Annotated in this window: 19 protein-coding genes; 7 read left to right on the top strand and 12 right to left on the bottom strand. The window is 71.8% G+C overall.

Annotation, left to right across the window (positions count from 1 at the left end; genetic code table 11):
* Nucleotides 1-48: 48 nt before the first annotated feature.
* Nucleotides 49-1,257, bottom strand: coding sequence for a coiled-coil domain-containing protein (locus ISP_RS08490; protein WP_013223472.1), 1,209 nt, complete (start codon nt 1,255-1,257; stop codon nt 49-51).
* 184 nt (nt 1,258-1,441) lie between these two features.
* On the bottom strand, nt 1,442-2,782 hold the full coding sequence (gene ccrA / locus ISP_RS08495; protein WP_013223473.1) for a crotonyl-CoA carboxylase/reductase: 1,341 nt from the start codon (nt 2,780-2,782) through the stop codon (nt 1,442-1,444).
* Between the two features lie 199 nt (nt 2,783-2,981).
* Here ccrA and ISP_RS08500 point away from each other — a divergent pair, with 199 nt between their 5' ends.
* A complete protein-coding gene (locus ISP_RS08500; RefSeq protein WP_071831581.1) occupies nt 2,982-3,350 on the top strand; it encodes an SPW repeat domain-containing protein in 369 nt (122 codons plus the stop codon).
* Between the two features lie 19 nt (nt 3,351-3,369).
* Nucleotides 3,370-3,942, top strand: a complete 573-nt coding sequence (locus tag ISP_RS08505; protein ID WP_013223475.1) for a TetR/AcrR family transcriptional regulator — start codon at nt 3,370-3,372, stop codon at nt 3,940-3,942.
* A 258-nt stretch (nt 3,943-4,200) separates the two neighbouring features.
* Here the strand turns inward: ISP_RS08505 and mce are convergent, their stop codons facing one another.
* Nucleotides 4,201-4,656: a methylmalonyl-CoA epimerase gene (gene mce / locus ISP_RS08510; RefSeq protein ID WP_013223476.1), complete on the bottom strand. Its 456-nt coding sequence runs from the start codon at nt 4,654-4,656 to the stop codon at nt 4,201-4,203.
* Between the two features lie 137 nt (nt 4,657-4,793).
* On the opposite strand from mce, the gene ISP_RS08515 reads away from it, so the two are divergent.
* From ISP_RS08515 to ISP_RS08525, 3 genes are all read left to right on the top strand, one after another.
* Nucleotides 4,794-5,981: an acetyl-CoA C-acetyltransferase gene (locus tag ISP_RS08515; RefSeq protein ID WP_013223477.1), complete on the top strand. Its 1,188-nt coding sequence runs from the start codon at nt 4,794-4,796 to the stop codon at nt 5,979-5,981.
* Nucleotides 5,982-6,947, top strand: a complete 966-nt coding sequence (gene meaB / locus ISP_RS08520; protein WP_013223478.1) for a methylmalonyl Co-A mutase-associated GTPase MeaB — start codon at nt 5,982-5,984, stop codon at nt 6,945-6,947.
* Nucleotides 6,948-7,220: 273 nt separating this feature from the next.
* The gene (locus ISP_RS08525) at nt 7,221-7,946 is read left to right on the top strand and encodes a peptidylprolyl isomerase (RefSeq protein ID WP_013223479.1); all 726 of its coding nucleotides are present in this window, start codon (nt 7,221-7,223) and stop codon (nt 7,944-7,946) included.
* 272 nt (nt 7,947-8,218) lie between these two features.
* Here the strand turns inward: ISP_RS08525 and pdxR are convergent, their stop codons facing one another.
* Nucleotides 8,219-9,601, bottom strand: a complete 1,383-nt coding sequence (pdxR, locus tag ISP_RS08530; protein ID WP_013223480.1) for a MocR-like pyridoxine biosynthesis transcription factor PdxR — start codon at nt 9,599-9,601, stop codon at nt 8,219-8,221.
* 46 nt (nt 9,602-9,647) lie between these two features.
* On the opposite strand from pdxR, the gene ISP_RS08535 reads away from it, so the two are divergent.
* Entirely contained in the window at nt 9,648-10,109 is a 462-nt protein-coding gene (locus ISP_RS08535) for a carboxymuconolactone decarboxylase family protein (RefSeq protein WP_014466685.1), read from the top strand.
* Nucleotides 10,106-10,843, top strand: a complete 738-nt coding sequence (locus ISP_RS08540; RefSeq protein WP_013223482.1) for an isocitrate lyase/PEP mutase family protein — start codon at nt 10,106-10,108, stop codon at nt 10,841-10,843. Before ISP_RS08535 ends, ISP_RS08540 begins: the two co-directional genes overlap by 4 nt.
* A gap of 66 nt (nt 10,844-10,909) precedes the next feature.
* On the opposite strand, the gene ISP_RS08545 is transcribed toward ISP_RS08540, so the two are convergent.
* From ISP_RS08545 to ISP_RS08580, 8 genes are all read right to left on the bottom strand, one after another.
* Nucleotides 10,910-12,517, bottom strand: coding sequence for a solute symporter family protein (locus tag ISP_RS08545; protein ID WP_013223483.1), 1,608 nt, complete (start codon nt 12,515-12,517; stop codon nt 10,910-10,912).
* Nucleotides 12,514-12,876 (bottom strand): DUF485 domain-containing protein, encoded by a 363-nt coding sequence (locus tag ISP_RS08550; RefSeq protein ID WP_013223484.1) that lies wholly within the window; start codon nt 12,874-12,876, stop codon nt 12,514-12,516. The genes ISP_RS08545 and ISP_RS08550 overlap by 4 nt, the downstream gene beginning before the upstream one ends.
* Nucleotides 12,877-12,946: 70 nt before the next feature.
* Nucleotides 12,947-14,671, bottom strand: coding sequence for a sodium/solute symporter (locus tag ISP_RS08555; RefSeq protein ID WP_013223485.1), 1,725 nt, complete (start codon nt 14,669-14,671; stop codon nt 12,947-12,949).
* The gene (locus ISP_RS08560; RefSeq protein WP_013223486.1) at nt 14,671-15,018 is read right to left on the bottom strand and encodes a hypothetical protein; all 348 of its coding nucleotides are present in this window, start codon (nt 15,016-15,018) and stop codon (nt 14,671-14,673) included. The genes ISP_RS08555 and ISP_RS08560 overlap by 1 nt, the downstream gene beginning before the upstream one ends.
* Nucleotides 15,019-15,043: 25 nt before the next feature.
* Entirely contained in the window at nt 15,044-15,799 is a 756-nt protein-coding gene (locus tag ISP_RS08565; protein WP_013223487.1) for a LytR/AlgR family response regulator transcription factor, read from the bottom strand.
* The gene (locus ISP_RS08570) at nt 15,796-16,842 is read right to left on the bottom strand and encodes a sensor histidine kinase (protein WP_013223488.1); all 1,047 of its coding nucleotides are present in this window, start codon (nt 16,840-16,842) and stop codon (nt 15,796-15,798) included. Before ISP_RS08570 ends, ISP_RS08565 begins: the two co-directional genes overlap by 4 nt.
* Nucleotides 16,843-16,890: 48 nt before the next feature.
* Nucleotides 16,891-17,586 (bottom strand): hypothetical protein, encoded by a 696-nt coding sequence (locus tag ISP_RS08575; protein WP_013223489.1) that lies wholly within the window; start codon nt 17,584-17,586, stop codon nt 16,891-16,893.
* A gap of 204 nt (nt 17,587-17,790) precedes the next feature.
* Nucleotides 17,791-18,786 carry an ABC transporter substrate-binding protein gene (locus ISP_RS08580; protein ID WP_013223490.1) on the bottom strand — a complete coding sequence of 332 codons (996 nt, stop codon included), beginning with the start codon at nt 18,784-18,786 and terminating at the stop codon, nt 17,791-17,793.
* Nucleotides 18,787-18,806: the final 20 nt, after the last annotated feature.

Raw genomic sequence — 18,806 nt, forward strand, 5'->3', positions numbered from 1 at the left:
GTGGTCGGTGACCACGCGGGCTCGTCCGCGCCCGTGTCGGGTGGAAGGTTACTCGCCAGTCGCTTTCTGCGCTCCGCTCGCCCGCGGAGCCGGCTTCGCCACCGGTTTGGGGGTGGGTTTGGGGGCCGGTTTGGCCGCGGGCTTGGCCCCGGGCTTCGGCTTCGGCACGTCGGAGACGCGGATCCGGATCGTCTCCTCGACGTCGGAGACCCGGACCGTCTTCTCGGTCTCGTCGACGGGGTCCGGCTTCTCGTCCGTGACCAGGTCGGCCTTGACGTCGGCGGGCACCTTCACGTCGTCGCCGAGGACGGTGTGCGCCTCGGCCAGCACCGCCCGCGCCGCACGCACCTGCTCGGCCAGCCCGCCGCGCACCTTCCGCAGCGCGTCGACCCGCTCGTTCGCCTGGGTGATCCGCCGGTTCGATTCCTCCGTGGCCGACGTCACGCGGCGCCGCGCCTCGTCGGCGGCCTCCGCGAGCCGGGCGTTGGCCTCGGTGATCGAGTCCTGGCGGCGCTTGTTCGCCTCCGCGACGGACTCCCGCTGACGGCGGTCGATGTCCGCCTTCGCGGCCTTCTCCTCTTCGAGGACCTTCGCGCGGATGTCGGCGGCGTCCTGCGTGGCCTCCTGGACGCGCCGCGCGGCCTCGGCCTTGCTCGCGGCCTCCTGCTCGGCCAGCACCCGCATCGCCTCGGTGCGGCGCGAGGCCATCGCGATCTCGAAGTCCTCTTCGACCTTGGTGCGGCGGTCCGAAGACTCGGTGTCGAGGCGCTTGCGCTCCGCCTCGGCCTCGTCGGTGATCTTCTTGGCCTCCGCGCGGGCGTCTTCGAGCACCTTGCGGTGCTCCGCCTCCATCTCCTTGCGCCGCAGGTCGAGCTCGGTCAGCAGCTGCTCGTAGCGGGCCCGCATGGCGCTCGCGTCCGTCTCGGCCTTCGCCCGGATGTGCCCGGCCTCGGCTTCGGCGCGGGCGCGGGTGTCGGCGGATTCGTCCTGCGCCAGGCGCAACATGCGCTGCAGCCGTTCGGACAGGCCTTCGACGCTCGTCGGCGGCTGGGCCAGCCGGTCGACCTGCCCGCGCAGGTCCGCGATCTCGCCGCGCGCGATCTCCAGCTGGCGGGCGAGGTCGCCCGCCTGCGCGATGGCGGCGTCCCGATCCGCGGTGAGCATCTTCAGATCGGCGTCCAGCCGTTCGAGGTGCTCGTCGACCTGCGCTCGGCTGTACCCGCGCTTCGCCACGTCGAAGCCGGCTCCCAGCGGCACAAGCTCCCGTTCATCGCCAAGGCTCATGGGGCCTACCGTAGCCGCAGCCGGGTCACGGAAGGGTGAGCACCCGGGCGGTGCGCCGAACGCGTCGTCTGCCGCGGCGAAAGGAACCGGCGGAATCGGGCCGTTTTCCGGGGGTTCCCGACGCCGGGAGCGAGACCGCTCCCGGCGTGGACGTGGTTCAGGCGCCGCGGAACGCGTTGATGCCCTCGAGGTGCTTCGCGCGCTTCTCTTCGTCCCGGACGCCGAGGCCCTCCTGCGGGGCGAGCGCGAGCACGCCGACCTTGCCCTGGTGGGCGTTGCGGTGCACGTCCAGCGCGGCCTGCCCGGTCTCGTCGAGCGAGTACGTCTTCGACAGCGTCGGGTGGATCAGACCCTTCGCGATCAGCCGGTTCGCCTCCCACGACTCGCGGTAGTTCGCGAAGTGGGAGCCGATGATCCGCTTCAGGTTCATCCACAGGTAGCGGTTGTCGTACTGGTGCATGTACCCCGACGTCGAAGCGCACGTGACGATCGTGCCGCCCTTGCGCGCGGCGTAGACGGACGCGCCGAAGGTCTCCCGGCCCGGGTGCTCGAAGACGATGTCCGGGTCCTCGCCGCCGGTCAGCTCGCGGATCCTCGCCCCGAAGCGCTGCCACTCCTTCGGGTCCTGCTCGGTGTCGTTCTTCCAGAACTTGTAGCCCTCGGCGCTGCGGTCGATGATCAGCTCGGCGCCGAGCTTCCGGCAGATCGCCGCCTTCTCGGGGCTGGACACGACGCACACCGGGATGGCGCCGCCGTTCAGCGCGTACTGCGTCGCGTAGGAGCCGAGGCCGCCCGAAGCGCCCCAGATCAGGACGACGTCACCCTGCTTCATGTCCGCGCCGTTGCGCGAGACGAGCTGGCGGTAGGCGGTCGAGTTGACCAGGCCGGGGGAGGCGGCCTCCTCCCAGGTCAGGTGGTCCGGCTTCGGCATCAGCTGGTTGGCCTTGACCAGCGCGATCTCGGCGAGGCCGCCGAAGTTGGTCTCGAAGCCCCAGATCCGCTGCTCGGTGTCGAGCATGGTGTCGTTGTGCCCGTCCGGGCTTTCGAGCTCGACGTTGAGGCAGTGCGCGACGACCTCATCGCCCGGCTTCCAGTTGTGCACGCCGACGCCGGTCCGCAGCACGACGCCGGACAGGTCCGAGCCCACGACGTGGTACGGCAGGTCGTGCCGCTTCGCCAGCGGCGAGAGCTTCCCGTACTTCTTCAGGAACTTGAACGTCGGAATCGGTTCGAAGATCGACGTCCACACGGTGTTGTAGTTGATGGCGCTCGCCATCACCGCGACCAGCGCTTCGCCGGGCCCGAGCTCCGGCACCGGGACGTCGTCGACGTGCAGGGACTTGCGGGGGTCCTTGTCGCGGCTTTCGAGGCCCTCGAACATGTCGACCTCGTCGGCGTGCACGGTCACCCCGCGGTAGCTCTCGGGCACGGGCAACGAGCCGACCGCGGCGGACTCGCCGGTCAGGATGGCCTGCTGGATCTCGCCGAGCTGCGTCATCGGTTCCTCCGCGGAGATGGGGGGCGTTGGCGGCAGAAATTACTCGCCGGTAACACGCGACCACAACTGTACGAGACGGACAGCACGATTACACGCCGAACCGTGACGGCCCGGCCTTGACCGGCCGGCCAGTCAGGCGGATCATGGACGGCGGGTACACCCACCCGACCAGCAGTTTCACCGACGGAGGTGAGCACGAATGAGTGAAGTCTCTACGCGTGCGTGGACCCGGCCCCATGACTGGGCCGAGGTCGTCATCGGGGTGGTCGCCGCTCTTTCACCCCTTTGGCTGAGCACGGACACGACCGCGATGTGGACGATGGTCGTCCTGGGCGCGCTGATCGCACTCGACGGCCTGGTTTCGCTGGCGATGCCGGGCATGGTCTACGGCGAAGGCATCCAGATCGCGCTCGGCGTGCTGCTCTTCATCGCGCCGTGGGTGATGGGGTACACGGAGTTCAACGGCGCGTCCTGGACGTCCTGGATCGCCGGGGTGCTGACGGTCATCGCCGGCGCGGCAGCGATGCCGGTCGCGAACGCCGCGCACCGCACGGCGGGCCAGCACTGACGATTCGGGAGGCACGGGAATGACCGAGGATTCGGCGAAGGAGCGCATCCTCTGCGCCGCCGAGGCGCTCTTCGCCGAGTCCGGCTTCGACGCCACCCCGACCTCGCGCATCGCGGAGCGGGCCGGCGTGCCGAAGGGGCTGGTGCACTACTACTTCCGCCACAAGTCCGACCTGCTCACGGCGCTCGTCGCGCGGCTGCCCGACGAGCGCATCGAGCCGGCGGTGGTGGTGGTCCCGGGCGACCTGGCGGGCAGCCTGCGGCGCCTGGTCCGCGAGCTGGACCACCGGTTCAGCAGGTCACTGGGGCTGTCGCACCTGTTGTGGCGCGAGGCCGACACGCACCACGTGGTCCGCGACGCCCTGCACGAGCGTTTCCAGGTCCTGGTCCGCCAGGTCCGAGCGGTGATCGTGGCGGCAACGGGCGGCGGCTTGCCACAGGCCGACGTGGATCGCGCCTCGGGCTTGCTGGCCCGCGCGGTCAGCCACCGCCACGCGACGGCCCGCCATTCGGAAGACGACCTGCCGGCAGAGTTCGACGGCGAGTTGACGTTCATCGCCGACGCCCTGGCCGCCAAAGCGGCGCCTGCGTAGCCGACCCGAAGTGCGGCCTCGCCAGGGTGCCGGCCGCGCCCGTCTTGCCGCCCGCCCGGCTGTCGCCGGTGTGCTGCCCGCTTGGCTGTTCCCGTACGCCCGCCCGGCTGTCGCCGGTGTGCCGCCCGGCCGGCTGTTCCCGTACGCCCGCCGGGCTGTCGCCGGTGTGCCGCCCGCCCGCTCGTTTCTTGTCGCGGGCGTGCGGCTTCGCGCCGAACCGCCGCCGGAATCCTTGCGGCCCGAACGGGTCCGTCAGGCTCAGTGCGCCGTGGCGTCCTTCGCCGGCTCCACCAGCTCCACGAGCACTCCGCCCGCGTCCTTCGGGTGGACGAAGTTCACCCGGCTGTTGGATGTGCCTCGCTTAGCCTCCTCGTACAGCATGCGCAGGCCCTGTTCGCGCAGGGCCGCCGCCGCGGCGTCCACATCGGACACGCGGTAGGCCAGCTGCTGCAGCCCCGGGCCGCTCTTCGTCAGGAACTTGCCGATCGCCGAATCTTCGCGCAGCGGGGCCAGCAGCTGGATCTGCGTCTCCGTGCCCGCCGTGCCCGGGGCGCGCAGCATCGCCTCGCGTACCCCCTGCTCCTCGTTGACCTCCTCGTGCGCGACCTCCAGGCCGAAGTGCGCGCGGTGGAACTCGATGGCCGCGTCCAGGTCCGGGACCGCGATGCCGACGTGGTCGATGGCCGTCACGAACGGCCGCAGGGCGTCATCCATGGAGGCAGGATAGGGGGCCCGCGCGCCGCGGCGAGGCGGAATCGTCGCGTGCCCCGCCTCACACTGGCTCCATCAAGAAGGCCTGCTCCCGGGTATGGTCGGCAAAACTGCCCATGCGCCGATGCTTGGAGGACGCTGTGTCCGGTTCCGTGATCCTGGGTGCCGCCCGTACGCCGATCGGGCGCCTGCTGGGCTCCCTCAAGGACTTCACGGGCGCCCAGCTCGGCGGGGTCGCGATCAAGGCGGCCCTCGAACGCGCCGGGGTCTCCCCGGACGCGGTGCAGTACACGATCATGGGCCAGGTGCTGACCGCCGGCGCCGGCCAGATCCCGGCCCGCCAGGCCGCGGTCGCCGCGGGCATCCCGATGAGCGTGCCCGCGCTGACGATCAACAAGGTCTGCCTCTCCGGCCTCGACGCCATCGCGCTCGCCGACCAGCTCATCCGCGCCGGCGAGTTCGACCTCGTCGTCGCCGGCGGCCAGGAGTCGATGACCCAGGCGCCGCACCTGCTGCCCAAGTCGCGCTCCGGCTTCAAGTACGGCGACACCACCCTCGTCGACCACATGGCCCACGACGGCCTCTTCTGCGCCTTCGACCAGGTCGCCATGGGCGCCTCGACGGAGAAGTACAACTCCCGCTACGGCCTCACCCGCGAGCAGCAGGACGAGTTCTCCGCCCGCTCCCACCAGCGCGCCGCCGAAGCGATCAAGAACGGCTACTTCGCCGACGAGATCGCGCCGGTCGCCATCCCGCAGCGCAAGGGCGACCCGGTCGTCTTCGACACCGACGAGGGCGTCCGCGCCGACACCACCGCCGAAGGCCTCGCCAAGCTGCGCCCCGCCTTCGCCTCCGACGGCACCATCACCGCGGGCTCGGCCTCGCAGATCTCCGACGGCGCCGCCGCGGTCATCGTGGCCAGCAAGGCGAAGGCCGAGGAGCTCGGCATCACGCCGCTCGCCGAGATCGGCGCGCACGGTGTCGTCGCCGGGCCCGACGCGAGCCTGCACGAGCAGCCGTCGAACGCCATCCTCGCCGCGCTGGCGAAGGCGAACCTCACCGCCGACGCGCTCGACCTCGTCGAGATCAACGAAGCCTTCGCCGCGGTCGGGCTCGTCTCCACCGAGAAGCTCGGCCTCGACCCGGAGAAGGTCAACGTCAACGGCGGCGCGATCGCCCTCGGCCACCCGATCGGCGCCTCCGGTGCCCGGCTCGCCGTGCACCTGATCCACGAGCTGCGCCGCCGCGGCGGCGGCCTCGGCGCGGCCGCGCTGTGCGGTGGCGGCGGCCAGGGCGACGCCCTGCTGCTGCGGGTGCCGTCCGCGTAGGTGGCCGGCCCCCTCGACCTCGACGACCTCGTCGGCCGCGCGCGGGACGGACAACCCCGTGCCGTCGCGCGGTTGCTTTCGCTCGTCGAGGACGCCCACCCCCGCGTCGCGGACATCGCGCGGGCGCTGACCCCGCACACCGGGCGGGCCCGGGTCGTCGGGCTCACCGGACCACCCGGCGTCGGCAAGTCGACTTCCACATCGGCGCTGCTCACCGCGTTGCGCGCGGAGGGCAAGCGGGTCGGGGTCCTGGCCGTCGACCCGTCTTCGCCGTTTTCGGGCGGGGCGCTGCTCGGCGACCGGATCCGGATGACCGAGCACGCCACCGACCCCGGCGTGTTCATCCGCTCGATGGCCACCCGCGGGCACCTCGGCGGGCTCTCGTGGGCGACCCCGCAGGCGGTGCGCGTGCTGGACGCGGCCGGCTTCGACGTCGTGCTGATCGAGACCGTCGGCGTCGGACAGTCCGAAGTGGACGTCGTGAAACTGGCCGACACCACGGTGGTGCTGCTCGCACCCGGGATGGGCGACGGCATCCAGGCCGCGAAGGCCGGCGTGCTGGAGATCGCCGACGTCTTCGTCGTCAACAAGGCGGACCGCGAAGGCGCCGACGCCACGGTGCACGACCTCAAGCAGATGATTTCGCTGGCCCGCCGGGAGATCCGGGGTCCGAGCTGGCGCCAGCCGATCGTGCGGACCGTCGCGGCGAAGGGCGAGGGCGTCGACGAGGTCGTGCAAGCGCTGGCCGCGCACCACGACTGGCTGGTCGAGCACGACGAGCTGGCCCGGCGCCGGGTGGCCCGGGCGCGCGACGAGGTCGAGGCCATCGCCCTCCGGCGGTTGCGGGCCGAGCTCGTGGACCTGCGCGGCGGGGGACGGCTCGCCGGGGTCGCCGAGCGGGTCGTGGCGCGGGAACTCGATCCGTTCGCCGCCGCCGACGAGCTGATCGCGGACCTGCGGGGTTAGTGCCCGCCGGGCCGCCGAAGTGAGCCGGGCGAGCAGAAACCCCGCCACGGCAACGGTTCTTCGCGGATATCTCATGACGCCCGTCCCATCGAGTGCGGCGCTTTGCCGCGTGCTGACCATCGTGCGCCGGGGGTCCGACAATTTCCGGGGTACCGGTGCCGAGGTTCACCCGATGGGCTGACAGGGGCGACTTTCGCGGGTTCTGGCTGTCGGTGCCGGGCCCTAGACTGCGGGGCGCTCCGGAACCGGGCGATCACTGGGAGGGCGTGCAGGATGAAGAAAACACTCGTCACCGCGCTGGCGGCAGGCGCGTTGTTCGTGGCCGGGAACGGCGTCGCCGCGGCGGCCGACGCGCCACCGCCGAAGACGACCCACGGGCCCTGCCAGTACACCGAAACCCCGGACGAACCGCCCGCGCGGCCGGTGCCGCTGCCGCCCGACCCGCGGCACACGCCGAGCCACGGCAAGGTCGACGTCGCCGTCCCGACCAGCCAGGGCGCGCTGCCGCTGCGGCTGGACCGCACGAAGGCGCCGTGCACCGTGCAGAGCTTCCTGCACCTGGCCCGGCACCGGTTCTACGACCACACGGTGTGCCACCGGCTCACCGCGTACCCGACGTTGAAGGTGCTGCAGTGCGGCGACCCGACCGCGACCGGCGAAGGCGGCCCGGGCTACAAGTACAAGGACGAGCTGCCGGTGGACCTGCCGCCGGCGCCGACCGACCCGACCGGGGCGCGCCGGGTGTACGCGCGCGGCCTGCTCGCCATGGCCAACGCGGGGCCGGACACGAACGGCTCGCAGTTCTTCGTCGTGTACGGCGATTCCGCGCTGCGGCCGAACTACACGGTGTTCGGCACGGTCGGTGCGGAAGGGCTGCGGACTCTCGACAAGGTCGCGGCCGGCGGGATCCAGCCGACCGCGGAGGACCCGGCGCCGGTCGACGGCACGCCGGTGCTGCGGACGGAACTGCTTCGGGTTCGGCCCGACTGCTGGTTCTGACGGTGGTCGCGGGCCGCTCCGATGGGGCGGCCCGCGGGAATCGTGTGTGCTTGGCGGGGTATTTCGCGTGATCGGGCGGGCTTCATGCGTGATTGGAGGGGCATCGCGTGTGATTGGAGGGGCATCACCCGTGATTGGAGGGTCGACTCGCGTGATTGGGAGGTCGACTCGCGTGTCTGGAGGGTCGACTCGCGTACTCGCGCGGTCGGTTCGCGTGCCTGGCGGGTCGGTTCTTGTGATGGAAGTCGGGATCGACGTGATTGGGGGTGGGGTTAGGGGGTGATTTCTGCTAGGGCGTCTACCAGGTTTTGGGTTGCGCCGGCGAAGGCGTGCTTGGGGGTGGCTGCGTAGCCGACGATCAGGCCGCCGGGGCCGTCGGGGGTCATCCAGTGGCCGGTGAGGCCCTCGATGCCGATCGCGCGGCGGCGGCAGGCCGCCAGGGCCGTGGCCTCCGATGGGCCGTCCGGGGGGAGCATCAGCAGCAGGTGCAGGCCCGCCGCGATGCCGTGCGGGCGCACGGAATCCGGCAGCGCCGCCAGCAGCCGGGTGCGGCGGGAACGGTACTCCGCGCGGCTGCGGCGGACGTGCCGGTCGTAGGCACCCGAATCGATCAGCTCGGCCAGTGCCAGCTGGTTCAGCAACGCCGGCCGCGAACCGCTGTCGGCCATCGCCGCGCGGACCGGCTCCACCAGCGAGCGCGGCAGCACGAGCCACGCGAGCCGGAGGGCCGGGGCGAGCGTCTTGCTGGCCGTTCCCGCGTACACCACCCGCTCCGGCGCGAGCGCCTGCAACGCCCCGACCTGCTGGCGGTCGAAGCGGAACTCGCCGTCGTAGTCGTCCTCGAGCACGAACGCCCCCGATTCGCTCGCCCAGCGGGCCAGCGCCGCCCGGCGCGGCGGGGCCAGCGTGACGCCGGTGGGGTACTGGTGCGCCGGGGTCACGACCACCGCCGGACTGTCCAAAGCGGACACGTCGATGCCGTGCCCGTCGACGTCCACGCCGACGATCCGCGGGCCCTGCGCCGCCGCGATCGACCGGTACATCTCCAGCGACGGGTTTTCGAACGCCATTTCGCCGACGCCCAGGCCGGAAAGGGCCCGGGCCACCACCGCGATGGCGTGCGAAAACCCGTGGCACACCACGATCCGCGCCGGGTCGGCGACCACCCCGCGGGCCCGGGCGAGGTAGCCGGCGAGGGTGTCCCGCAGCTCGGGCGCGCCCAGCTCCGACTCGTAGCCGAAGGCCGACGCCGGGGTCCGCAGCAGGGCGCGGCGGGTGGCGGTGAGCCACGCCTGCCGCGGGAAGGCCGTCAAGTCCGGGCGGCCCGGCCGCAGGTCCCAGCGCGGCGCCGGGTCGCGCGGTGCCTGCCGCGGCGCCGACTGGGGCAGCGAGCCCGCCGTCGCCACCCGGGTCGGCGCGCCTTGGGCCGTGCGCAGGTACCCCTCCGCGGCGAGATCGGCGTACACGCGCGTGACCGTTCCGCGGGCGACACCGAGGTCGTGGGCCAGCGAGCGGGTCGAGGGCACCGCCGCGCCGGCCTGCCACCGGCCGTCCCGGATGGCCGCGCGGATCGCCGCCGCGAGCCCGCTGCGGCCCGTCGACGGCTGCCAGCCGAGGTGGACGTCGAGCCCGGAACTGGACCACGATTCCGTCATGTGACTGGACCATACCCGTGGACCAGTTCGCACTAGCGTGGACGGCATGACCAAGCGAATCGGGCTCGGGGGCGCCCCCGGGCTCTACCAGGCGATGGCGAACCTGCAGGCCGAGGTGAACAAGGCCGGCGCCAACGCGGGGCTCGACCCCAAGCTGCTGGAACTGGTGAAGACCCGCGCGTCGCAGATCAACGGCTGTGCCTACTGCCTCGACATGCACTCCCGCGACGCGCTCGAGCTGGGCGAGTCGCCGCGGCGGCTGTTCGTGCTCGACGGCTGGCGCGAGACCGACCTGTTCACCGAGCAGGAGCAGGCCGCCCTCGCCCTCACCGAGGCGATGACCAAGCTGTCTGCGACCCAGACCGTGTCCGACGACGTCTACGAGCAGGCGGTGAAGGTGTTCACCGAAGAGCAGTACCAGGCCGTCGCGTGGGAGATCATCGCCATCAACAGCTGGAACCGGATGACCATCACCAGCCACACGCCGCTGCCGAAGCGGGACGCGTGACCGCCGCCGCGCTCAGGGCGCTGCACGTCCCGGGCAAGCCCCTGGTGCTGGCGAACGTCTGGGACGCCGACACGGCGAAGCTCGTCGAGGCCGCCGGGTTCCCCGCCATCGCGACCAGCTCGGTCGCCGTGGCGGCCGCGCTCGGCTTCCCCGACGGCGAACAGGCACCCGCGGACGAGATGTTCGCCGCCGCCGCGCGGATCGCGAAGGCGGTCGGGGTCCCGGTCACCGTCGACGCCGAGTCGGGCTACGGCCTGTCGGGCGTCGAACTGGCGGGCCGGCTCCTCGGCGCCGGTGCGGTCGGCTGCAACTTCGAGGACACCGACCACGCCACCGGCGACGTCCGGCCGGTCGAGGCGCAGGCGGCCCGGATCGCCGCCCTGCGCGCGGCGGCCGGCGACGGCCTGGTGATCAACGCCCGGATCGACTCCTTCCGCGGCGTGGACCCGGAAGAAGCGCTCGATGCCGGCGTCGCCCGGGCGAAGGCCTACCTCGAAGCGGGCGCCGACTGCGTCTACCCGATCCACCTGCGCACGCCGGAGCTGATCGCGGAGTTCGTGCGGGGGACCGGCGGTGCGGTCAACACGGCCGCCTGGCCGGGCAGCCCCGGCCTTGAAGGCCTCGCGGATCTGGGGGTGGCGAGGATTTCCTTGGGCGGCGGGCTGTGGCAGTACGTGCGGAAGCAGTTCGAGGCGGCCGTCACCGGGGTCGCTCAGGGCAAGCTGCCGTACTGAACATGGCCGAAGGCCGCCGCGAGGGGATCGGGAACACCCTCGCGACGGCCTTCGGGGTCGGTGGAGTTAGTGGACCACGGCCTTCTCGGCGCCCGCGCCGGTCAGGGAGCGGACCTCCATTTCGGCGTACTTCTTCTCGTTGTGCTCCTTGGACAGGACCGTGCCCAGCCAGCCCAGGATGAACGCGGCCGGGATCGAAACGAGGCCCGGGTTGCTCAGCGGGAACCAGGCGAAGTCCACGCTCTTGATCATCGACGTGCTCTTGCCGGACACCGCCGGCGAGAAGACGATCAGCACGATCGTGATGGCCAGGCCGCCGTAGATCGACCACAGCGCGCCCTGGGTGTTGAACCGCTTCCAGAACAGCGAGTAGAGGATCGTCGGCAGGTTCGCCGACGCCGCGACCGCGAAGGCCAGCGCGACCAGGAACGCCACGTTCTGCCCGTTGGCCAGGATGCCGCCGCCGATGGCGAGGGCGCCGATCACCACCGCGGTGATCCGGGCGACCTTGACCTCCGAGTCCGGCGACGTCTTGCCCCGCTTGACGACGTTCGCGTAGACGTCGTGGGCGAAGGACGCCGAGGCCGTGATCGTCAGGCCGGCGACCACCGCGAGGATCGTCGCGAAGGCGACCGCGGAGATCAGGCCCAGCAGCACCGGCCCGCCCAGTTCGAGCGCGAGCAGCGGAGCCGCGGAGTTGACCCCGCCCGGTGCCTTCTTGATCGTGTCCGGCCCGACCAGCGCACCGGCGCCGTAGCCCAGCACCAGCGTGAACAGGTAGAACACGCCGATCAGCACGATCGCCCAGACCACCGAGCGACGGGCGTCGCGGGCGGTCGGCACGGTGTAGAAGCGCATCAGGACGTGCGGCAGGCCCGCCGTGCCCAGCACCAGCGCGATGCCGAGGGAGAGGAAGTCGAGCTTGGACGTTCCGGTGGCGCCGTACTGCTTGCCCGGGCCGAGCAACGTCTGCCCGGCCTTGCCCGCCTTGTCGACCGCGGCCTGCAGCAGCTGGGAGAAGTTGAAGCCGTACTTGCCGAGCACCCAGAGCGTGATCACGAGCGCGCCGACGATGAGCAGCGCGGCCTTGATGATCTGCACCCAGGTGGTGCCCTTCATGCCGCCGATCAGCACGTAGGCGATCATGATCACGCCGACGACGGCGATCACCAGTGCCTGCGCGCCCTTGCCTTCGACGCCGAGCAGCAGCGCGACGAGACCACCCGCGCCCGCCATCTGCGCGAGCAGGTAGAAGAACGACACGATCAGCGTCGACGTCGCGGCCGCGGCCCGCACCGGGCGCTGCTTCATCCGGAACGCCAGGACGTCGCCCATCGTGAACTTGCCGGTGTTGCGCAGCAGTTCCGCGACCAGCAGCAGCGCGACGAGCCACGCCACCAGGAAGCCGATGGAGTAGAGGAAGCCGTCGTAGCCGTTGATGGCGATCGCGCCGGCGATGCCGAGGAACGACGCCGCCGACAGGTAGTCACCCGAAATGGCGATGCCGTTCTGCGGGCCGGTGAACGCGCGGCCGGCGGCGTAGTAGTCCGAGGCCGTCTTCGTGTTGCGGCTGGCCCGGAACACGATCACCAGGGTGATGAGCACGAAGGCGGCGAAGATGAGGATGTTGAGGAGCGGGTTGCTGCCTTCCACGCCCGCGGCGATGTTCGTCATGCCTGCTCCTTCGCAGAGTCGCCTTCGATGTCCTCACGGATCTTCTCGGCGACCGGGTCCAGCTTCCGGTTCGCGTACCGGACGTAGAGGCCGGTGATCACGAACGTCGAGACGAACTGCAGCAGGCCGAAGATCAGGCCGACGTTGATGTTGCCGAACACCTTCGTGCTCATGAAGCCGTGCGCGTAGTCCGCGAGGAGCACGTAGAGCAGGTACCAGAGGAGGAACACCGCCGTCATCGGGAAGACGAACCGGCGCAGGCGGCTGCGCAGCTCGCGGAACTCGGTGCTCTCGTGGGCGCGTTCCCAGATGGTCTCTGACGTGTCCGGGGGCCCGCCGCCGGTGTCCGTCGTGCTCATCGCTGCTCCCTGCGACGTTGCGGAAAGTGACGTGCGACACCGTAGGGACGTGTGAGTCTCGTGTGAAGATTCAGCGGTTCAACAGCCGCGCCAGACGACGAACGGTTGACGAACGGTCGCGCGGCCCCGTCAAACGGGGTTCGTCCAGGTGGAGGCGCAGCATGGCCGCGGTCGACCAGCCGGGGGGTCTGCCCCGCAGGGAGACCAGCGCCATTGCGCCGAACGCCAACGGTACCGACCAGGGTGCCGGTTGCTGGACCAGGATCGCCACCCAGCCGTGCAGCGGCGGCCCGGCGAGGGCGAACAGAATCGAGCCGGACGAGGCCACCAGCCCGGTCAGCACGCCGGCGATCCCGCCGGTCGCGGTCAGCCGCGGCCACCAGATGCCGAGCACCAGCAGCGGGCAGAACGTCGACGCGGCCACGGTGAAGCCCCAGGTGACCAGGACGCCGGCGTCGAGCTCGGCCGAGCGCAGCGCCAGCAGCACCATCACCCCGGCGACGCCGAACACCGCGATCCGCAGCCGCCGCAGCCCGCCGGGGACGAGGTCGTGCGCGAGCGCGCCGGACATCACCAGCAGCAGGCCGAGCGACGTCGCCAGGAACGCGGCGAACGCGCCCGCGGTCAGCAGCGCCGTGAACAGCCCGCCCGTCCAGCCACTGTCCACTTGGTACGGCAGGGCGACGACCACGGTGTCGGTCGCGCCCGAGAGGTACAGCCCCGGGACGAGCACCCGGCCGAGCACGCCGTAAACGCCGGGGAAGAGGTAGAAGACGCCGAGCAGCGCGACGGTGATCGCGGCGGTGCGGCGCGCGGCGCGGCCGTCCGGGCTGGTGTGGAAGCGCATCAAGACGTGGGGGAGGCCCATCGTGCCCAGCATGGTCGCGATGAGCACGGCCCAGGTGCCGAGCAGCGGGTAGCCCTGGTCGCCGAGGTCGAGCAGCGGGCGCCGCCAGTCGGGACCGCCCAGTGCGGCGCCGCCGCGGACCGCCGGCACGGCCGCGCCCGTGCCGAACACGACCTCGTCCTGGCTGTGCGCGGTGAACTCGCCCGGTGGCAGGGTTTCGACGACTCCGTTGCGGCGGACCGGGGTCGGTTCGCGGATCTCCATGGTGACGTCGACTTCGAACCGCACCGGCGTCTCGCGGGCGAAGTGGGTGAACTCGACGGGGTTGAGCGCGTCGGTCCGGTTGACCGCGCCGGCCTGCAGCACCAGCCAGATCGCCGGGATGAGGAACAGCAGCAGCTTCAGGACGAACTGGAACGCCTGCACGTACGTCGCCGCCCGCATCCCGCCCAGTGCCAGGGTGACGCTGACCGCGGCGCCGGCCAGCACCACGCCGACCCAGTACGGGGTGCCGCCGACCGCGGCGAGCACCAGGCCGGCGGTGCGGAACTGCGGGACGACGTAGATCGTGCCGATCACCAGGACGACCACGGCGGCCAGGCGGCGCAGCGCGGGGGAGTTGAGCCGGGCTTCGGCGAAGTCGGGGACGGTCAGCGCGCCCGAGCGCCGCATCGGGGCGGCGACGAGCACGAGCATCGCGATGTAGCCGGCGGTGAAGCCCACCGGGTACCAGAGTGCGCCGATGCCGTCCTTGACGACGAGCCCGGCGATGCCGAGGAAGGAGGCCGCGCTCAGGTACTCGCCCGAAACGGCGGCCGAGTTCACCAGCGGCGAGATCCGGCGGGACGCGACGAGGAAGTCCGACGTCGTGCGCATGGCGGCGACCCCGCGGACGCCGATCAGCAGCGTCACGAGCACGACCGGCGCGACGGCGAGCGCGACGCCCACTACTCGTCCTCGAGGCGCTCGGCGCGGCGCAGCTGCCAGCGGGCCAGCAGCGCCATCGCCGGATAGGGGAAGACCGCGAGCAGCAGCCAGGACAGCGGAATTCCCAGCAGCCGCACGGTGTCCAGGGCCGGGAAGACCGTGAAGACGCCGGGGAGGCCGAGCAGCAGCGCGAACATGAGGACCAGCGCGGGGATGCCGCGACGGCGCTGGGCGGTGTAGAGGGCGGTGGCGCGCTGGGTGTCGCCCGCGGGGAGGCGGGGCTGGCGCCAGCGGCCGCGCGACCGGCGGCGCGCGTGGGCGAGGCGGGTCTGCGGGCTGGTGACGGCGACCCGGCGGATCTTGCTCATCGCGACCCCGGCCGGAGGTGGTCGTTCATCGCGAATCCGAGCCGAGCTGGCCGCGTTGCGCCGCTTCGAGCAGCCGGTCGCGCAGGTCTCGCGCGTGGCGGCGGCTGACCGGGACGTCGCCCGCTTCCGTGTGGGCCAGCAACCCACCCGCCGAATCGCTGCGCAGCTCCAGCACCGCTCCCACGGCCACCAGGAAACCCCGGTGGACCCGGCTGAACCCGGTCCCCTCCCAGTACTCCTCCAGCCGCGAGATCGGCATCCGCACCAGGTGGACCCCGCCGCGGGTGTGCAGGCGGACGTAGTCGCCGTGGGCCTCGACGAACAGGACGTCGTCACGGCGGACGTAGCGCGTCCGCCCGCCCGACTCGACCGGGAGCGCCGCCATCGCGTCCGGGGTCGGCCGGGACGCCGGAGTCGCCATGCGCAGCACCTTCGCCAGCGCCGCGGACAGCCGCTCGGTGCGGACCGGCTTGAGCAGGTAGTCGACCGCGCCGATGCCGTACGCCGCGACCGCGTGCCCGTCGTGCGCGGTGACGAACACGATCACCGGTGGCTCGCTCAGCTTCGCCAGCAGCGACGCCAGCTCCAAGCCGTCGAGGCCCGGCATCGAGATGTCGAGGAACACCGCGTCGAAGCGATCCGCCTGCAGCAGCCGCAACGCCTTCAGCGCGTCTGCCGCGCCGACGACTTCGCCGACTTCGGGCGCTTCGCCCAGCATGCGGCACAACTCGTCCAGCGCGGGCGGCAGGTCGTCGACGGCCAGCACCCGGAGCCCGCTCACGGCAGCACCCCCGGCTGGAACCGCGGCACCCGCACGATCACCCGGGTGCCCGCGCCGACCTCGGTTTCGACGGTGAGGCCGTACCAGGCGCCGTAGACGTCCCGCAGCCGTCTGTCCACATTGGCCAGTCCGAGACCGGCCGGGTCGTCCTCGCCGATGCGGCCGGCGAGGAGGTCCGCGGCCCGCTTCGGGTCCATGCCGACCCCGTCGTCTTCGACGAAGATCACGCAGTCGTTCCCTTCCGCCTGGCCGTGCACCTGGACCTGCCCGGTGCCCGACCGCGGCTCGATGCCGTGCCGGATCGCGTTCTCCACCAGCGGCTCCAGCACGAGGTACGGCACGGCGACGGCGAGGATCTCCGGCGCGACCCGAACCTGGACGCGCAGCCGTTCGCCGAGCACCGCCTTCTGCAGCGCCAGGTACGTCTCGATCGCGCGGAACTCCTCGGCGACGACGGTGTACTCGCCGTGGCGAGCCAGGCTGTAGCGCGTGTAGTCGGCGAAGTCGAGCATGAGGTCGCGGGCGCGGTCGGGGTCCGAACGCACCAGCGACGCGATCACGGTCAGGGCGTTGTAGACGAAGTGCGGCGACATCTCCGCCCGCAGCGCCCGCAGTTCGGCCTGCGCCGCTTGTTCCGCCGAGGCTTCGAGCCGCCCGCGTTCCAGGGCCTGCACGACGAGGTCGGCGGCCTGGGCCGCGACCGCGTCCCGGACGTCCCCGACGACCAGCAGCGCGCCGGCCAGTTCGTCGCGGACGTGCAGCGGCAGCACCAGGACGTCGGGCGCCGAGCCGGGTTCTTCGCTGTGGAGCACGCCGTCGAGCACCGTCGCGACGACCGCGTCCGGCCCCGGCCGTCCCGACCACATCAGGGAACCGGACAGGTCGGCGAGGCCGAGCCCCGGGAAGCCGAAGAGCCGGCGCAGGCGGTGCGCGGCGCGGCGGGCGGGCATCCCGGTCAGGCCGTCGCGCAGGTCGTCGGTGACGCGGCGGGCGGCGGCGAGCACCGGCAGCGGGTCGGCGCGGGACGCCGGGCGCAGGTGCACGGTCGAGCCTCCCCTCGGCGGCGGTGTCCAGGGCAGTAGATCCTACGGCTACGGGGGCCCGTCGCGGTCGGCCAGGACCTGGGCGTGGCGGCGGAAGCGGCGCCAGGTCCGGTAGTGGTCGATCGACGTCACGTTGCCCAGCAGGCTGGAGTTCGCCGGGTACGGCCGGTCCGGCAGCGAGATCCACCCGGTCGTGCGCGTTTCCTTGACCGCGACCGGCACGGGCCGGAACGTCGTCGGGTCGAGACCGTCGCTGTGCCGGACGACCTCGTCGAAGAACCACGCCGACGTGATCAGCGCCAGCACGCCGCGCGAGGTCTTGAGCGCCTCCTTCAGCGGCTGCGCCGCCAGCAGCCGGAACGTCTGGTTGATCGCCGGTGCGGTGACGCCGTGGTCGTCGTAGGCGACCTCGCCCGCGTGCAGCGCCATCCGGAGCCGGATCCGGGCGCCGGGGTCGTGCGTGCGGTTGTGCCGGTGCAGCGCGACGGCGAGCGCGGCGGGCAGGAACTCGACGAAGAGCCCCTTCGGGATCTCCGGCGGGACGAGGACGAAGACGCCGTCGCCGCAGTCTTCGCGCCGGCAGGCTGCCCACGGGACGCCGGCGTCGTCGAACGCCCGGCAGAGCGCGCGGTACAGCCCGTCGCGCAACGCCAGCCGGTGTGGCGTGGTCCTGCGCTGGTCGCCGTAGTCCTCGACGTCCACGGCGAAGATCGTCCGGTGCAAAGCCGGCCGTTCGTACTTCATCGCACCCTCCCTGCGATCATGCATCTGGTAGTGCAGATGCATGTGCAGATGAGTGTGACGCGGAACACTGCTGCGGGGAAACGGGCGGTGCGGTGAGCGGTTCTCCCACCGCGGTGACCGGTAGGGAGTGTTCACTGGCGGTGAACACCGCTGGTCAAGGCCCTGCGAGCGGCACACGCCACTCGCAGGGCTCTGACGGACGGTTCAGCAGCTCTGCTTGTAGAAGTACTGCGAGTTGCCGTCCATGTCGTCCTTGGTGATCGAGTGCAGCTGCGCGGTGAGGTTCCGCGTCGCCGGCTTGCCCTCGATGGCCGCGACCGCCTGCTGGACGCCCTGGGTACCGATCGAGGCCGGGTCCTGGGCGATCAGGGCCTGGTACTGGCCGTTCTTGAGGCCCTCGACCTCGGACGGGCTCGCGTCGAAACCGATCAGGTTGACCGCGCCGACCTTGCCCGCGTTGCGCAGGCCGGTCGCCGCGCCCTCGCCGGTGTTCAGGTTGGTCGCGAAGACGCCGATGAGGTCCGGGGTCGACGAGAGCGCCGCCGTCACCTTGGCCGCGGCCTGCTCCGGCTCGTTCTGGGTGAACTGGACGCCGATCGACTTCAGGTTCGGCGTGTTCTTGAGCTCGTCCTCGAAGCCCTTGGCGCGCGCGGCGGTCGTGGACGTGCCCGCGATCGTGTCGAGCACCAGGACCGAGCCGCTCTTGCCGGCCGCGAGCTTCGCCATCGTCTGCGCGGCGAGCTTGCCGCCCGCGGCGTTGTCGGAGGAAACGGACGACACGGCGACGCCGGTGTCCTTCAGCGCGGTGTCGACCTCGACGATCTTCGTGCCGCGCGCCTTGACCTGCTGGATCGGGGCCAGCATCGCGGTGTCGTCGGTCGGGGCGATCAGCAGCGCCGCCGGCGGGTTCGCGCCGAGGGCGTTGACCAGCTGGGTCTGCAGGGGAGCGTCGAACTTCTGCGGTGCCTGCGTGGTCAGCTCGTAGCCGAGCTTCTTCGCTTCCGCTTCGGCGCCGCACTGCAGCGAGATGTAGAACGGCTCGGCCTGCACGCCCGGGATCAGCGCGAGCTTCTTGCCGCCGACCGGCTGGGCCGAGTTGCCGGACCCGCTCTGCCCGACCGTGCCGGAGCCGCACGCGGTGAGCAGGGCGGCGGCGGAGACCACGGCACCCATGGCGGTGAGAGTCTTGGTCAGTTTCATAAGCACCTCGTTGTACTTGG

It is taken from the genome of Amycolatopsis mediterranei (genome assembly GCF_026017845.1).
Classification (GTDB): domain Bacteria; phylum Actinomycetota; class Actinomycetes; order Mycobacteriales; family Pseudonocardiaceae; genus Amycolatopsis; species Amycolatopsis mediterranei.

Coding starts and splice junctions, on each gene's coding strand:
- ISP_RS08545 (WP_013223483.1), bottom strand. CDS start 12,517: ATGACGAACATCGCCGCGGGCGTGGAAGGCAGCAACCCGCTCCTCAAC.
- ISP_RS08525 (WP_013223479.1), top strand. CDS start 7,221: ATGAAGAAAACACTCGTCACCGCGCTGGCGGCAGGCGCGTTGTTCGTG.
- ISP_RS08550 (WP_013223484.1), bottom strand. CDS start 12,876: ATGAGCACGACGGACACCGGCGGCGGGCCCCCGGACACGTCAGAGACC.
- ISP_RS08505 (WP_013223475.1), top strand. CDS start 3,370: ATGACCGAGGATTCGGCGAAGGAGCGCATCCTCTGCGCCGCCGAGGCG.
- pdxR (WP_013223480.1), bottom strand. CDS start 9,601: ATGACGGAATCGTGGTCCAGTTCCGGGCTCGACGTCCACCTCGGCTGG.
- ISP_RS08500 (WP_071831581.1), top strand. CDS start 2,982: ATGAGTGAAGTCTCTACGCGTGCGTGGACCCGGCCCCATGACTGGGCC.
- ISP_RS08535 (WP_014466685.1), top strand. CDS start 9,648: ATGACCAAGCGAATCGGGCTCGGGGGCGCCCCCGGGCTCTACCAGGCG.
- ISP_RS08560 (WP_013223486.1), bottom strand. CDS start 15,018: ATGAGCAAGATCCGCCGGGTCGCCGTCACCAGCCCGCAGACCCGCCTC.
- ISP_RS08580 (WP_013223490.1), bottom strand. CDS start 18,786: ATGAAACTGACCAAGACTCTCACCGCCATGGGTGCCGTGGTCTCCGCC.
- ccrA (WP_013223473.1), bottom strand. CDS start 2,782: ATGACGCAGCTCGGCGAGATCCAGCAGGCCATCCTGACCGGCGAGTCC.
- ISP_RS08575 (WP_013223489.1), bottom strand. CDS start 17,586: ATGAAGTACGAACGGCCGGCTTTGCACCGGACGATCTTCGCCGTGGAC.
- mce (WP_013223476.1), bottom strand. CDS start 4,656: ATGGATGACGCCCTGCGGCCGTTCGTGACGGCCATCGACCACGTCGGC.